12 protein-coding genes are annotated in these 14732 nt (G+C 70.1%); 6 read left to right on the top strand and 6 right to left on the bottom strand.

Annotation, left to right across the window (positions count from 1 at the left end; all coding sequences use genetic code 11):
- Positions 1-2 precede the first annotated feature (2 nt).
- The 3 genes from treY to AB0L57_RS17540 form a co-directional block, all read right to left on the bottom strand.
- A complete protein-coding gene (treY, locus tag AB0L57_RS17550; RefSeq protein ID WP_364962830.1) occupies positions 3-2429 on the bottom strand; it encodes a malto-oligosyltrehalose synthase in 2427 nt (808 codons plus the stop codon).
- The gene (glgX, locus tag AB0L57_RS17545; protein ID WP_364963463.1) at positions 2426-4531 is read right to left on the bottom strand and encodes a glycogen debranching protein GlgX; all 2106 of its coding nucleotides are present in this window, start codon (positions 4529-4531) and stop codon (positions 2426-2428) included. The genes treY and glgX overlap by 4 nt, the downstream gene beginning before the upstream one ends.
- A 96-nt stretch (positions 4532-4627) precedes the next feature.
- Positions 4628-5572, bottom strand: coding sequence for a bifunctional helix-turn-helix transcriptional regulator/GNAT family N-acetyltransferase (locus AB0L57_RS17540; RefSeq protein WP_364962828.1), 945 nt, complete (start codon positions 5570-5572; stop codon positions 4628-4630).
- Positions 5573-5694: 122 nt separating this feature from the next.
- Here AB0L57_RS17540 and AB0L57_RS17535 point away from each other — a divergent pair, with 122 nt between their 5' ends.
- The 6 genes from AB0L57_RS17535 (at position 5695) to AB0L57_RS17510 (ending at position 11728) form a co-directional block, all read left to right on the top strand.
- Positions 5695-6966, top strand: coding sequence for an adenosylmethionine--8-amino-7-oxononanoate transaminase (locus tag AB0L57_RS17535; RefSeq protein WP_364962826.1), 1272 nt, complete (start codon positions 5695-5697; stop codon positions 6964-6966).
- A 55-nt stretch (positions 6967-7021) separates the two neighbouring features.
- Entirely contained in the window at positions 7022-8161 is a 1140-nt protein-coding gene (locus AB0L57_RS17530; RefSeq protein WP_364962823.1) for an FAD-dependent monooxygenase, read from the top strand.
- Positions 8162-8312: 151 nt separating this feature from the next.
- Positions 8313-9446 (top strand): 8-amino-7-oxononanoate synthase, encoded by a 1134-nt coding sequence (locus tag AB0L57_RS17525; protein ID WP_364963460.1) that lies wholly within the window; start codon positions 8313-8315, stop codon positions 9444-9446.
- Entirely contained in the window at positions 9443-10123 is a 681-nt protein-coding gene (bioD, locus tag AB0L57_RS17520; RefSeq protein WP_364962821.1) for a dethiobiotin synthase, read from the top strand. Before AB0L57_RS17525 ends, bioD begins: the two co-directional genes overlap by 4 nt.
- Before the next feature lie 81 nt (positions 10124-10204).
- The gene (locus tag AB0L57_RS17515; RefSeq protein ID WP_364962819.1) at positions 10205-10543 is read left to right on the top strand and encodes an MmcQ/YjbR family DNA-binding protein; all 339 of its coding nucleotides are present in this window, start codon (positions 10205-10207) and stop codon (positions 10541-10543) included.
- Between the two features lie 36 nt (positions 10544-10579).
- Positions 10580-11728, top strand: a complete 1149-nt coding sequence (locus tag AB0L57_RS17510; RefSeq protein WP_364962817.1) for an alpha/beta fold hydrolase — start codon at positions 10580-10582, stop codon at positions 11726-11728.
- A 6-nt stretch (positions 11729-11734) separates the two neighbouring features.
- Here the strand turns inward: AB0L57_RS17510 and AB0L57_RS17505 are convergent, their stop codons facing one another.
- The 3 genes from AB0L57_RS17505 to AB0L57_RS17495 are packed head-to-tail and all read right to left on the bottom strand — an operon-like array spanning position 11735 to position 14711.
- Positions 11735-12790, bottom strand: a complete 1056-nt coding sequence (locus AB0L57_RS17505; RefSeq protein WP_364962814.1) for an ABC transporter substrate-binding protein — start codon at positions 12788-12790, stop codon at positions 11735-11737.
- Positions 12787-13683, bottom strand: coding sequence for an ABC transporter ATP-binding protein (locus tag AB0L57_RS17500; RefSeq protein ID WP_364962812.1), 897 nt, complete (start codon positions 13681-13683; stop codon positions 12787-12789). The genes AB0L57_RS17505 and AB0L57_RS17500 overlap by 4 nt, the downstream gene beginning before the upstream one ends.
- On the bottom strand, positions 13680-14711 hold the full coding sequence (locus AB0L57_RS17495) for an iron ABC transporter permease (RefSeq protein WP_364962809.1): 1032 nt from the start codon (positions 14709-14711) through the stop codon (positions 13680-13682). The genes AB0L57_RS17500 and AB0L57_RS17495 overlap by 4 nt, the downstream gene beginning before the upstream one ends.
- Positions 14712-14732 lie beyond the last annotated feature (21 nt).

Raw genomic sequence — 14732 nt, 5'->3', positions numbered from 1 at the left:
CCTCAGCGCACCAGCAGCGCCACCGGCAGCCGCGCGAACAACTTCTCCAGCCGGGTGCGCCCGGTGAAGGTGTGGCCGGTGAAGCGGTCCGTCCAGGTGCCCGAGGGCAGATCCAGGACGGTATCGCTCCACCCGCCCTCGGCCAGGGCGAGGCTGTATCGGGTGGCCGCCACGATGACCTGCGGTGATTCGCCGACGCGACCGCGGCCGAAGCCGATCATGTGCTCGCTGCGGTCGCCGGTGGCGAACAGCGGAGTGTAGGAACCGCCGACGAAGCAGTCCGGCCGCTCGCGCCGCAACCACAGCGCATAGGCCACGATCCACATCTTCGCGGCGCCCGAACTCTCCAATTCCGGTGTGCCGGTGAGCGATTGCAGCATCGCGAGCCGGTGCCCGAAATCGACCGGCCGCCGGTTGTCCGGATCGACCAGGGCGTCCTCCCACAGCTCGCACCCCTGGTACACGTCCGGGATACCGGGTCCGCACAGCTGCAGCAACTTCTGGCCCAGCGAATCCGACCATGCGTGCGGCGCCAGCCGGCTGGCGAACTCGCCCAGCTCGGCGCCGACCGGCCCGTCGATCACCGTGTCGAGCCAGCGGTGCACCTCGGCCTCGAAATCGAGATCGGGCTCCTCCCACGACGACCGCAATCCGGCCTCGCGCACGGCCTTCTCGGCGAACAGATGCAGGCGCTCACGCAACCGCGGCACCGAGGCGGGGCGGCGGCCGTCGACCGGCCACACTCCGAACATGTTCTGCAGCAGGAAGACCGCGGTCGGCCCGTCCGGCGGCGGTGCCAGTTCCAGCCAGGCCCCGGCCGCATGCGCCCAGCTGTCGGCGATCTGCGACAGCACCGTGATGCGGGCGCGCACATCCTCGCCGCGTTTGGTGTCGTGTGTCGACAGTGTGGTCATGGCGGCCGGATGCCGCACCGCGCGTTCGGCGTTGGCGAGATGGAATTCCAGGACCGACCGGCCGAAACGGCCCGGATCACCACCCATCTCCTGCAGCGACACCAGCCGGGCGGCCTGATAGAACATCGTGTCGTCGACCGCCTTGGCCGCCACCGCACCACCGACCTGATGCAGCCGCCGGGCCGCCTCCCCGCCCGCGGCGACCGCGCGAACGAGGACCGACAGCGGTGCGGTGAGCTCCCGGTTGCGCTGCTGCACCCCGGCCACGACCGTGGTGAGGATGCCGGGCAGGGGTGCGTAGTCGGTGCGGTACACCGGTAGATGCGACAGCACCTCGATGGTGGCGTTGGTCAGCGCCATATCGCTGATCGCGGCCGAATCGAAGCCGTTGACCGCGGCGTCGCGCTTGACCGCGCCGACCAGCCGCCGGACCTCGGGCACCAGCAGTCGTTCGGCGACCGCCCGTTTGATGCGATGCTCGGTGTCGGCGATCCACGCCGCGTCACTGCCGTGCCCCAGGACCTCCTGCGACAGGTCGGTCAGCGCGGGCTCACCGGCCGGATCCACGAAGATCCCGCCGATTTCGGCCAGCGCTTCGTAACCGGTGGTGCCGTCCACCGGCAGGGTGGCGTCCAGCGGTTCGTTCGGGCCCAGCACCTTCTCCACCAGCAACAGCCGCTGCGGTCCGATCAGCCGCCGCAGTTTGGCCAGATAGGTGGCCGGATAGGACAGGCCGTCGGGATGGTCGACGCGAACCCCGTCGATCAGGTCGTGTTCGCACCACGCCGCCAGTTCGCGATGGGTCAGATCGAAGACCGCGGGATCTTCCTGCCGGATCGCGGCCAGTCCGGATACCGCCAGGAACCGCCGGTAGGTGCACAGGCCGGCCTTCCAGCTCACCAGCCGATAGTGCTGGCGGTCGTGGATGCGCAGCGCGTTCTCGCCGTCGGTGCCCGGCGCGATCGGGAAACGCAGATCGTGCAGCGCCAGCACGGGCTCGGGGCCGGAGCGGTCGACGGTCAGTGCCGCGGGATCGTTCTCGCTCTGCAGCACCGGCAGCGCCAGCCGGCCGCCGGCGCCGTTGGCCGTGCTCCAGTCGATGTCGAAGATGTGCGCGAAGGTGGAGTTCTTGCCGTTGCGCAGCACGTCCCACCACCACGGATTGCTCTTCGGATCACCGACGCCGACATGATTGGGCACGAGGTCGACGATCAGACCCATACCGCGGCTGCGCACCTCGTCGGCGAGCGCCTTCAGGCCGGCGGGCCCGCCCAGGGCGGCCGACACCGTGGTCGGATCCGTCACGTCGTAGCCGTGCGCCGAGCCCGGCATCGCGGTCATGATCGGCGACAGATACAGGTGCGAAATGCCCAGCTGCTGCAGATATTCGGCAATGGCGCGGGCATCGGCGAAGGTCAGCGCGTCGGGACGCAACTGCAGTCGGTAGGTGCTGCGCACGGAGGTCCGGCGGGAGATGGGGCCGGTGCGGTGTTCGGGGGAAGGCGTTTCTGTCATCTCGATATCGGTGTGGATTCGGTACGGCGGAGAACAAGCAGGCAGCGAGCGGGTACGGCGATCGTTGCCGCTGCGGGGTAGGTGGCATCTGCGCGCCCGGTGGGTGTCGAGCAATCCAGCGCCACCGACCAGTGCGCGCCGAATTCCGGTCCGGGTACGGCGAAATCGAGGGGTGCGTCATGGGCATTGAAACACAGCAGGAACGAATCATCTCGCACCCGTTCGCCACGTGGGCCCGGTTCGGCGATCGCGTCGCCGTTGAGCAATACCGCGAGCGAGCGGGCGAATCCGGTGTCCCAGTCGGCGGTGGTCATCTCGGTGCCGCCGGGAGTGAACCACGCGATGTCGCGATGCCTGCCACCGCCGGCGGGCCGCCCGTCGAAGAACCGCCGGCGGCGGAACACCGGGTGGGCGCGGCGCAGGGCGAAGGCGGTGCGGGTGAACGACAGCAGCTCGGTGTGCTTGGCGGCGGCCGCCCAGTCCAGCCACGACAGCGGTGCATCCTGGCAGTAGGCGTTGTTGTTTCCGTGCTGGGTGCGGCCGATCTCGTCGCCGTGCAGCAGCATCGGGGTGCCCTGTGACAGCGCCAGCGTGGCGATCATGTTGCGGCTCTGGCGATCTCGCAGCGCGCACACCTCCGGATCGTCGGTGGGACCTTCGATCCCGCAGTTCCAGGACCGGTTGTGGTCCTCGCCGTCGCGATTGTCCTCGCCGTTGGCGAGATTGTGCTTGTCGTTGTAGGACACCAGATCTCGCAGCGTGAAGCCGTCGTGCGCGGTGACGAAGTTGATGCTGGCGCCGGGCCGGCGACCGGTGGCCTCGTACAGATCCGAGCTACCGGTGAACCGGGACGCGAACTCGCCGAGGGTGGCCGGGCGTCCGCGCCAGTAGTCGCGCACGGTATCGCGATATCTGCCGTTCCACTCGGTCCACAGGCCGGGGAAGTTGCCGACCTGATAGCCGCCCTCACCGACATCCCACGGTTCGGCGATCAGTTTCACCTGGCTCACCACCGGATCCTGCTGCACCAGATCGAAGAAGGTGGACAGCCGGTCCACATCGTGGAGCTCGCGGGCCAGGGCGGCGGCCAGATCGAAACGGAAGCCGTCGACGTGCATCTCGAGCACCCAGTACCGCAGCGAATCCATGATGAGCTGCAAGGTGTGCGGATGACGTACGTTCAGGCTGTTGCCGGTGCCGGTGTAATCGACGTAGTGCGCGGGGTCGTCCTCGGCGAGGCGGTAATAAGCCGCGTTGTCGATACCGCGCAGGCCGATCGTGGGCCCGAGATGGTTACCCTCGGCCGTGTGGTTGTACACCACGTCCAGGATCACCTCGATGCCCGCGCCGTGCAGGGCGCGCACCATCGCCTTGAACTCCGTGATCGCTGCGCCGGGACGCGGATCGGCGGCGTATCCGTGGTGCGGTGCCAGATAGCCGAAGCTGTTGTAGCCCCAATAGTTCCGCAGGCCGCGGTCGAGCAGGATCCGGTCGTGCAGGAACTGGTGGACGGGCATCAGCTCGATCGCGGTGACGCCCAGCGACAGCAGATGTTCGATGATCGCCGGATGTGCGATACCGGCGTAGGTGCCGCGCAGCCGGGGCGGGATCGCCGGATGGGTCATCGTCAGGCCCTTCACATGTGCCTCGTAGATGACCGTCTCGTGATAGGGACGCCGCGGTGCGCGGTCGCCGGCCCAGTCGAAATACGGATTGACCACCACTCCGGTCATGGTGTGCCCCAGCGTATCCGCGCCGAAGGTGTGCAGGGCCGGATCGGGTGAGAAGTGTCCGGAGAACGCCTTGCCGTACGGGTCGAGCAGGAATTTGCTGCTGTCGCATCGCAATCCGCGTTCGGGATCGTACGGTCCGTGCACCCGGAATCCGTAGCGCTGCCCGGGTGCGACGGTGGGCAGGTAGGCATGGCGGACACAGCCGTCGACCTCGTCGAGCGGGATCCGGTGTTCGCCGCCGTCCCGGTCGATCAGGCACAGCTCGACCAGGTCGGCAACTTCGGAGAAGACCGAGAAGTTCGTGCCCGCGCCGTCGTAGCTGGCGCCCAGGGGATAGGTGGTGCCCGGCCAGACGCCCAGGGGCGTCATATCGTCGGAGGTGTCGGGCCGGACCATACATCGACAGTAACCGCCGCCCCGGAAGCGGTTACGCGGGTGGGCGGGGTCGGGCCGGTGATCCGGCGGCTATTGTGCCCGGAGTTCGCGTCGCCAGGTCTGCCCGACGAGGTCGACGCCGAAACTGCTGTGCGGGTGGGATTCGACGAGTTCGAAGCCCGCGCGGACGTAGATCCGCCGGGCCGCGGCCAGGACGTCGTTGGTCCACAGCACGATCTCGCGGTATCCGGCCGCGGCCGCGAAACCCAGGCACTGCTCGACCAGCGCGGTGCCGACGCCCAGGCCGCGGGCCGTCGGTTCCACCAGCAGCAGGCGCAACCGGGCCGTCTCGGCGTCCTCGCGGACACAGAACACGGCGCCCACCGCGACTCCGCCGGATTCGGCGATCCAGGCACGTTCCGCGTCCGGGTCGTGGCCGGCCAGATACCCGGCGACGATCCCGGCGACCAGTGCCTCGTATTCCACGTTCCAGCCGTATTCGGCGGCGTAGATCGCCGCGTTGCGCTGTACGACCCAGCCGTGGTCACCGGGTTCGGGTGCGCGGATGCGCAGTTCGCGGTCGGGGGCAGTGGGGTCGAGGAGGCGCTCGACCGTGTGCATCGCCGCCACGATGCGGGTGCGGTCTGCGGCGGTGTGCCCGGCCAGCAGATCGGCGATGCCCCGCGTGGAACGGTGGTCCAGATCGGCGGCCGCGGCCCGGCCGGCCGGGGTGAGCTCGACATGCAGGCACCGGCCGTCGGCGTCGGATCGCTGTCGTTCGACGAGGCCGGCGCTGTCGAATCGGGCCAGCATCCGGCTCAGATAGCCGGGGTCCAGGCCCAGTTCGGTGCGCAGTGCCCGCACCGCCATCGGACCGCCGCGGGCGAGTTCGAACAGGACGCGCGCCTCGGTGAGGGTGAAGTCGCTGTCGAGCAGATGTTCCTCGAGCACCCCGATCAGGCGGGTGTAGCGGCGGTTGAAGGCGCGCACGGCGGCGATCTGCCCGGAGTCGGGTGTGCCGGTCGCGGTGGTCATATGGCCCTCCGATCCCAATTTGTTGACTGAGTCAAATAATAGCCCGGGCCACCTCCACCGGCCGGATTTCGGCGCGATGCTAACTTGAACGACGTTCAAGACCGTCTCGTGAAGGGATCCGCGTGGCCCTGACTCCCGATCAGATCTCCGCTGTCGACGCCGCCCACGTGTGGCACCCCTACGGCGGATTCCCCGCGGGGACCGAACCACTGGTCGTCGCCTCCGCCGCCGGTACCCGGCTCACCCTCGCCGACGGCCGGGAACTGGTCGACGGGATGAGCTCGTGGTGGGCCGCGGTGCACGGCTATCGGCATCCGGTGCTCGACGCCGCGCTCCTCGCGCAATCGCAGCGGATGAGTCATGTCATGTTCGGCGGGCTCACCCACGAACCCGCGGCGCGGCTGGCCCAGCTGCTGGTGGAACTGACCCCCGACGGCCTGGACAAGGTGTTCCTCTGCGACTCCGGATCGGTCTCGGTCGAGGTCGCGGCCAAGATGTGCCTGCAGTACTGGCGCGCGCTCGGACAGCCGGGCAAGCGGCGGCTGTTCACCTGGCGCGGCGGATATCACGGTGACACCTTCACCCCGATGAGCGTGTGCGATCCCGAGGGCGGCATGCACGCGCTGTGGACCGATGTGCTGGCCGAGCAGATCTTCGCACCCGTGCCGCCGGCCGATTTCGATTCCGGTTACGTCGAGGAACTCGAGCGGCTGCTCGCCGCGCATGCGCACGAGACCGCCGCGGTGATCGTGGAACCCGTCGTCCAGGGCGCCGGTGGGATGCGGTTCCACCATCCCCGCTACCTCGACGAGCTGCGCCGGCTGTGCGACGAGCACGGTGTGTTGCTGGTCTTCGATGAGATCGCCACCGGATTCGGCCGCACCGGAACGCTGTTCGCTGCCGAGGCCGCCGGGGTCGCACCCGATGTGATGTGTGTGGGCAAGGCCATCACCGGCGGGTACATGACACTGGCCGCGACGCTGTGCACCACGCGCATCGCCGAGACCGTCAGCGCCGCGCACGGCGGGCTCATGCACGGGCCGACGTTCATGGGCAATCCACTGGCCTGTGCGGTCGCCGTCGCCTCGATCGAATTGCTGCTGTCGCGGAACTGGGCCGGTGAGGTCGCCGGGATCGAGGCGGGGCTGAAGTCCGGGCTGGCGGCCGCGCACGAGGTGCCGGGCGTGACCGATGTCCGGGTGCTGGGCGCCATCGGAGTGGTCGAGCTCGACCACTCGATCGACATGGTGGCCGCCACCCGGGCCGCCGTCGCGGCCGGAGTGTGGTTGCGGCCCTTCCGGAATCTGGTCTACACGATGCCGCCGTTCATCAGTACCGCCGACGACATCGCCCGGATCACTGCCGGGGTGGTGGCGACCGCCGCCGCCGGATGAGCGCCGCGGGTGTGCTTGGCTGAACTCCGGACGCCCACGAGCCCAGGGAGCGGTAATGCGAGTGATCGTCGTCGGCGGTGGTATCGGCGGCCTGGCCGCGGGCATCGCGCTGCGGCGCCGGGGACATGAGGTCCAGGTCTGGGAGCGCACCACCGAGATCGGTGCCGCCGGTTCGGGTCTGACGTTGTGGCCCAATGGATTGCGGGCACTCGACGCGATCGGCCTGGGTGATCCGGTGCGGGCGCGGGCGATGGTGGACACCGAGGGTGGCATCCGGGACCGGTCCGGCCGCTGGCTCTCGCGTACCGATACCGCCAAGATGGCCGCGCGGCACGGATCGGTCGTCGCCGTGCACCGCGCCGACCTGTTCGACATCCTGCGCGCGGCGCTCGGCCCCGATCGGCTGCGGCCGGGCGTCACGGTCACCGGGATCGAAGGCGATCGGGTGCGATACGACGGGGGAACCGAATCCGCCGACCTCGTCGTGGGCGCCGACGGGCTGCGCAGCACCGTGCGCGCGGCCGTCTGCCCGGGCGCCCGTCCACCTCGATACGCCGGATACACCGCCTGGCGGATGATCACCCGGCCGCTGCCGCCACTGCGCGAGGGCGGCGAAATCTGGGGCAGCGGTGAACGTTTCGGTGTCGTTCCGCTACCGGACGGACGGGTCTACCTGTTCGGTGTCGCCGACGCACCCGAGGGCGGGCACCGTCCCGGCGGTGAATTCGCGGAGGTACGAAGGCGTTTCGGCGCCTGGCCGGATCCGATCGGGCGGCTGCTCACGGAGGTGCCGCCGGAGGCGGTACTGCGCCACGACATCTACGAGCTCCCCGATCTGCCGTCGTTCGTGCGTGGCCGCGTCGCACTGCTCGGCGACGCCGCCCACGCGATGACGCCGAATCTGGGGCAGGGCGCCAATCAGGCGCTCGAGGACGCCATCACCCTCGCGGCCGTCCTGGACGGCCGCGATGTGGCAGCGGAACTGCGTCGCTACGACTCGCTGCGCCGCCCGCGCACCCGGGCGCTCGCGCACCGCTCCCGGCTCATCGGATCGGTGGCGCAGTGGTCGTGGCCGCCGGCGGTGCTGGCCCGCGACACCGGACTGCGGCTCATGCCCGGCTGGGCGATGTTGCGCGCGTTCGATTCCGCGGTCGGATGGACGGCGCCGGACTGCTCGCAGACCCCGGCGCAGTAGCCCTGAACGGCGTTCAAGTATGCTTCCGAGCTGTGACTCGAGTGCGACGCGCGGATGCCGGTCGGGCAGCACCCGATCACCCGAGCGGCAACCCGCGCCGCGACGGCCGGCAGCGGCCGTTCACGATCGGGAGGACGTCGAAGTGGATCCTTTGAGCTGGCTGGAAGAGCGTGCCGACGAACGAGCGCGCGCCGGACTGCGACGGCAGCTACGGGCCCGGCCGGCCCACAGCGACCTCATCGACCTCGCCTCCAACGACTATCTCGGCCTGTCGCGCCACCCGCTGGTGGTCGAGGGTGCGATCGAGGCCGTGCGGGCCTGGGGGACCGGTTCGACTGGATCCCGTCTGGTCACCGGCACCACCGTCGCCCACGAGGAGTTCGAGGCCGATCTCGCCGAGTTCACCGGCACGCAGGCCGGGCTGGTGTTCGCCTCCGGGTACGCCGCCAACCTCGGCGTGGTCACCGCGCTCGGCGGTCGCGGCACCCTGGTGGTCTCCGATGCCGGTAGCCACGCCTCACTGGTCGACGCCTGCCGGTTGTCGCGCGCGCGGGTGGAGGTCGCCCCGCACCGCGATGTCGCCGCCGTCGAGCGGCTGCTCGCCGAGCGTACCGAGGAACGTGCGCTGGTCCTGACCGATTCGGTGTTCAGCGCGGACGGGGATCTGGCGCCGCTGCGGGAACTGCACCGGGTGGTCCGCGCCCACGGCGCGGTGCTGATCGTGGACGAGGCACACGGTATCGGCGTCCGTGGCGCGGGCGGGCGAGGTCTGGTGCACGAAGTCGGCCTGGCCGGGCAACCCGATCTGATCGTGACCGCGACGCTGTCGAAAGCCCTTGCCGCCCAGGGAGGTGTGGTGCTCTGCGAGGAACGGGTGCGCGCACACCTGATCGACACCGCCCGCACCTTCATCTTCGACACCGGCCTGGCGCCGGCCGCGGTGGGTGCGGCACATGCGGCGCTGGGGCTGCTACGCGCGGAACCCGAACTCGGCGGCCGGGTCCTGGCCCGCGCCACCGAACTCGCGACGATCACCGATGTGGCGCAACCGGATTCGGCGGTCGTCTCGGTGGTCCTCGGACCGGCGCAGGTCGCCTTCGACGCGGCGCAGCAGTGCCGGGCCCGGGGCCTGAGCGTCGGTTGCTTCCGGCCGCCGTCGGTACCCGAAGGCACGTCCCGGCTGCGGCTGACCGCGCGCGCCGACCTCACCGACGCCGAGATGGACACCATCGCCGGCGTCCTGGACGAGGTACTGCTGCGGGCGCGGGAACGGAGTGCCGCATGACCAGGCTGATCGTCACCGGCACCTCGACCGACGTCGGGAAGACCATCGTCACGGCCGCGCTCGCCGCGGCCGCCCGGTCCGCCGGGCGCACGGTCGCGGTCTGCAAACCCGCCCAGACCGGGGTGGAGCCCGGTGAGCCCGGTGATCTCGCGGTGATCCAGCGACTCTCCGGCGTCACCCGCACCCTCGAACTGGCCCGCTATCCGGATCCGCTGGCACCCGATACCGCCGCTCGCCGCTGTGGGCAGCCGCTGCTCACACTCGACGAGACGGTGGCCGGTATCGACGGCCTCGCCGATGCCGACCTGACTCTCGTCGAGGGCGCGGGCGGCCTGCTGGTGCGGGTCGGGGAGTTCACGGTCGTCGAACTGGCACAGAAACTCGCCGCCCCGGTGCTGGTCGTGGCCGCCGCGGGCCTGGGCACCCTCAATCACACCGAACTCACCACCCGCGCGCTCGATGCCGCGGGAGTGCGCTGTGCCGGGGTGGTCATCGGATCCTGGCCGCGCACACCGGATCTCGCCGCCGAATGCAATCGCACCGATCTGCCGGCGGTCACCGGAGCCGATGTGGTCGGGGTGATCCCCGAAGGCGCGGGCAGCTGGGCGCCGGAGCGGTTCGCCGATACCGCGAGCAGCTGGTTCATGCCCGACTGGAGTCACCGCCACCTCGGATGAGTGCCCCGTGCGCATCACCGGAGGCGGTCACTCGCGCCGAGGCCGAATTCGGTGTCGGTGTCACCTGGCAGGATGCCGGCCATGAGTGCAACCGGGGAGGACGCCCGCGACTACGCGTTGTCGCTACCGGATACGGCGGAGCAATTCGCCTGGGGGATGCCGATTTTCCGGGTCGCGGGCAAATTGTTCCTGACCCTGCCCGAGGCGGAGACGTCGATGGCGGTGCGCTGCCCGATCATCGACCGCGACGAACTGGTCGTCGCCGAGCCCCGGAAATTCTGGATCGCCCCGCACGAGGCCGGTAACCCGTGGGTGCGGGCCCGGCTGGCCGCCCTCGACGACCGCGCCGAACTCGAGGCGATCATTCTGGACTCGTGGCGCCAGGCCGCACCTCGTCACCTGCTCGGCGACGACGGATGACCGTCGCCGGGCACAGCACCCCTACAGTGGGTGGGGATGCCTATGCAGTACCGGCACCCGTCCACGGTCGCGGATCATGACGATGCGCGGCGGCGGGCCCGGCTGTCCGGAACCCGTGCGGGACACCGGTGGCGGGCCCTCGGCCGCACCCGCAGAGTGCTGCTGCGCCTGACTCTCGTGCCGATCGTTCTCCTTGTCCTTTTCGCTCAGTACCTGCGCTACGACATAGCTCCCGAACAGGCCCGGCTGGCCCGCACCGATCCGGCGGTATTGCCGATCGCGAGCCCGGTGAACCAGGATGGCCGCGACACCGCGGTGTTCGATCTGGTCGGCCTGGGTGCGCTGGACGCCTCCGACACCGCCCGCGCGCTGCCGTCGCTGCGGAATCTGGGTTCGGTGTGGGCGGTGCGCTACGACAACACCGGCATCGACACGAAGGTGATCAGCGATCTGATCATCCGGGTGACCGAGGCCGCGAACATCCACAATGTGGTGCTGGTCGGACACAGTATGGGTGGGGTGCTCGCACTCGAGATCGCCAAACACATCCACACCCGCAGCACCCGCACACTCGCCGCGGTGATCCTGGACTGCACACCGGTGAACCTGGCCGCGGTCCGGCCGGAGAGCCGTGATCGCGGCGAGGACCTGCTGCGCTGGTTCGGCTGGTTCCCGGGTGTGCGCGAAAGCCGTGTCCTGCGGTTGCTGGCCGAAACCTATTCCCGCCACGACCAATTCATCGACACGCGGTCGAGCCCGCCCGGTGTGCGGGCCGCGCAGTTGCAGCGCACGATCGCCGATGTGCTGCGGCAGAAGATCTTCAACACCGACGCCGCCAGCAACGGTCTCATCGAGGATCAGTTCAAGGCCATCGTGGCCAGCGGCGCCGTCGACGATCTGCGAGCTCTGGCGAAACCCGCCGATCGCAAACCTCGCCCGGCGGTCGTGTTCATCCGCCCGCACGATCCGTATCGCGATCCGATCGTCGACGACGCATATACCCACCGGGTGCTGATCGACACCGTCGGCGGTGTGGGCGGCACCTTGATGGTCACGCTGACGCGCACCACCGGTCACGCCGATCCGCGGCAACGACCGCGCGAATACAACACGGTCATCGCCCAGCAGGTCGTGCCGTTCGTCGCCCTGGTGCGTTCGGAGCAGACCGGGGCCGCGCAGCCGTGAGCGGGATCATCGCGCGGTGTCGTCGAACGCCGGGCGAATTCCCGACGGCGGCAGCAGATTCCATTGTTCGAGCCGGGTCCGGACCTGCTCGGCGGCATCGATGTTGAGCGGGCTCGAGGTCCACAGCACATACGGGAGATTCAGGAATCGCTGCTCGGTGACCGCGCGCAACCGGCCGATCCCCGGTTTGGCACGCAGGGCGTCGACCTTCTGTGCGAAGGTCTGGCCCGGATAGTCGACGAAGACGATGGCATCCGGGTCGGCGGCGGCCAGCCGCTCCCACGACACCGCCGTCCAGGTGTCGGAGACGTCGTCCAGGGCGTTGCGGGCGCCCGCGGCCTCCAGCACCGCTTGCGGTCCACCGAATCTGCCGCTGGAGAAGATGGTGTCGCTCGCGGTGTCGAAGACGAAGACCGTGGGCGGGGTCGCGGGCCGTGGCGCCGCCCGTAGCCGCCCGAGGCGGGTATCGATATCGGCGGTGACGGCGGCCGCGCGATCCGTCCGGCCGGTGATCGCGCCCAGATTCGACAGATCCGTGCGCAGCGCCTCCCACGGTTCGACGGTGCCGCGCTGCCGCTGCCCGGCCCGCGGGCGGCAGCTCTCGGTCAGGACATAGGGTGCGATCCCGTTGCCGCGCAAGGTTTCCGGGGTGAGATCGGTGGCCTCGCTGTAGCCGTAGTTCCAGCCCGCGACCATCACATCGGGCCGCTGCGCGAGCACCGTTTCCCGCGACGGCGAGGTCGGTGCCACGTTGTGCAGCCGATCGACCGCATCGCCGTAGTGCCGGCGCAGGGTGTCGATGTCCTGCGGCAGTCCGGCCACCGCCGCCACCGCGTCCTGCGCACCCAGGGCCAGCGTCATCGCGATCATGTTCGTGTCGTTGACGAACATACGCTGGGCCGGTGCCGGAAAGCGGACCTGCTCACCGCAATTGGTGAGGGTGAGCGCCCCCTCGGCCGACGGGGCGGCGCCACATGCCGCGAGGGTGAGAACGGTGGCGATCGCGATGATGATCACTCGCAGACGACGCATGTCGGTGTGCCCCTCCTGGACGGTGCTCACGGCCGGGCCGTATTCGGTTCGAGCAGTAGGTGAATCGCCCCCGTTTCCGGATGGGGCACCCGGGCGGCGCGTACGCCGAACACCTCGGCGAGCACTGCTGTGCTCAAGGCCTCGGCCGGTGGCCGCAGCGCCCGCGCGCGGCCGTCGTCGAGGACCAGGACCCGATCGCAGTACCGGTCGGCAAGGGTCAGATCGTGCAGGGCGATGACGACGGTGCGCCCCAGTTCACGGACCAGATCCAACAGCGCCAGCCGATGGGTGATGTCGAGATGGTTGGTCGGTTCGTCGAGCAGCAGCAGCGGCCCGCCCTGTGCCACGGCCCGCGCCAGCAGCACCCGTTGCCGCTCACCGCCGGACATCCGCTGTACCGGGCGGTCGGCGAAACCGTCGAGGTCGACCGCTCGCAGCGCCTCGGCGACCGCCCGCCGCTCCGCCCGGCTGCCCGCGCCCCACGGTGGCAGATACGGGGTTCGGCCCAGCGCGACCACCTCGCCGGCTCGCAGATCCGCCGGTGGCTGCTCGTCCTGCCCGACCAGCGCGACGGTCCGGGCGCGCCGCCGCGGCGGCATCGTGTGCAGGTCCGCGCCGCCGAATCGCACCGCACCGCGGCGCGGCCGCAACAGACCCGCCAGCGTCCGCAACAGCGTGGTCTTCCCGGCACCGTTGGGGCCGACGACGCCGATCACCTCGGCGGGGGCCACGGTGAACTCGACCTCGGCCAGTACGGTCCGGCCGCGGGGGCCGCATGCCAGCTCGCGGACCTCGAGAACCGCGCCGCCGTCCGTGCGGGCGGGCGCGTCGCCGCTCCCGCCCGGATCGATATCGCCGGTCGCGGCGCGCGGGTCGCCGCCGGGAAGCTCCGGGCCCTGCGATGATCGTCGATTCCGGTTCATGCGGCACCGAACCGGTAGCGCCGCCGTCCCATCAGCACCAGGAATACCGGTGCGCCGATCAGACCGGTCAACACGCCCACCGGAATTTCGGTGGGCCGCACCAGGACCCGTGCCGCGGAATCGGCCAGCACCAGGAACACCGCACCGAACAGCGCGCCCACCGGAAGCAACCGCCGATGTGCCGAGCCCACGAGCATCCGTGCCGCGTGCGGCACCACCAGACCGACGAATCCGATCCCGCCCGACACCGCCACCAGGACACCGACCAGTACCGCCAGCCCGATGAACAGGCCGTGGCGCAACGCCCGCACCGGAACTCCCACCGACGCCGCGGTATCGGCGCCGACGCTCAGGGCGTCGAGCCAGCGGTGCAGCGACAACAGCGCCACCGCCGCGAGCCCGACCACGGTGGCGGGCAGCGCGATTCGTGTCCAGTCCGCCCCCGCGAGGCTGCCCAGCAGCCAGAACAGCACCGACTGTGCCGCTTTCGGATCGGCGCTGCGGAAGATGAGGTAGCTGCTCAGCGCCGAGAAGGCCGAACCCAGCACGGTGCCGGTGAGCACCAGCCGTAGTGGGGTGAGCCCGCCCTGGGCGATCGTGACGGCGAAAACCGTTGCGGCCGCGACCAGCGCCCCGATCAGCGCGCCGCCCGACAGCGCCCAGATCCCGGCCGCGGCGAAGAAGCCGGAGGTGATCACCGCCGCCGCGCCCACTCCCGCTCCCGAGGAGACTCCGAGAAGATACGGATCGGCCAGCGGATTGCGCACCAGGGTCTGCATCGCCGTACCCGCCAGTGCCAGTCCGGCGCCGACCACCGCGGCGAGAATCGTGCGTGGTACCCGCAGCTGCCAGACGATGGTGTCGACGGCGGAATCGAGCGCATCGGCGCCACCCAGATGGCCGCGCAACACCTCCAGCACCGCCGGGATGGGCAGCGGTTCGGCGCCGCAGGCGGTGGCCACGACCATGGCCGCGAGCAGAACCGTGACGGTGATCGGAACGACGATCGATAGCGGGGCGCGACTCATCGCCGGAACTTCACAGGCATG

It is taken from the genome of Nocardia sp. NPDC052254, assembly GCF_040679495.1.
GTDB lineage: Bacteria > Actinomycetota > Actinomycetes > Mycobacteriales > Mycobacteriaceae > Nocardia.
The sequence above is the reverse complement of the archived record's forward strand: the minus strand, read 5'-3'. Positions and strand labels throughout refer to the sequence as shown.

What these genes read in the sequence shown, in the direction of transcription:
- treY (WP_364962830.1), bottom strand. Translation starts at nt 2,429, where the DNA reads ATGACAGAAACGCCTTCCCCCGAACACCGCACCGGCCCCATCTCCCGC.
- glgX (WP_364963463.1), bottom strand. Translation starts at nt 4,531, where the DNA reads ATGACGCCCCTGGGCGTCTGGCCGGGCACCACCTATCCCCTGGGCGCC.
- AB0L57_RS17540 (WP_364962828.1), bottom strand. Translation starts at nt 5,572, where the DNA reads ATGACCACCGCGACCGGCACACCCGACTCCGGGCAGATCGCCGCCGTG.
- AB0L57_RS17530 (WP_364962823.1), top strand. Translation starts at nt 7,022, where the DNA reads ATGCGAGTGATCGTCGTCGGCGGTGGTATCGGCGGCCTGGCCGCGGGC.
- bioD (WP_364962821.1), top strand. Translation starts at nt 9,443, where the DNA reads ATGACCAGGCTGATCGTCACCGGCACCTCGACCGACGTCGGGAAGACC.
- AB0L57_RS17515 (WP_364962819.1), top strand. Translation starts at nt 10,205, where the DNA reads ATGAGTGCAACCGGGGAGGACGCCCGCGACTACGCGTTGTCGCTACCG.
- AB0L57_RS17510 (WP_364962817.1), top strand. Translation starts at nt 10,580, where the DNA reads ATGCCTATGCAGTACCGGCACCCGTCCACGGTCGCGGATCATGACGAT.
- AB0L57_RS17500 (WP_364962812.1), bottom strand. Translation starts at nt 13,683, where the DNA reads ATGAACCGGAATCGACGATCATCGCAGGGCCCGGAGCTTCCCGGCGGC.
- AB0L57_RS17495 (WP_364962809.1), bottom strand. Translation starts at nt 14,711, where the DNA reads ATGAGTCGCGCCCCGCTATCGATCGTCGTTCCGATCACCGTCACGGTT.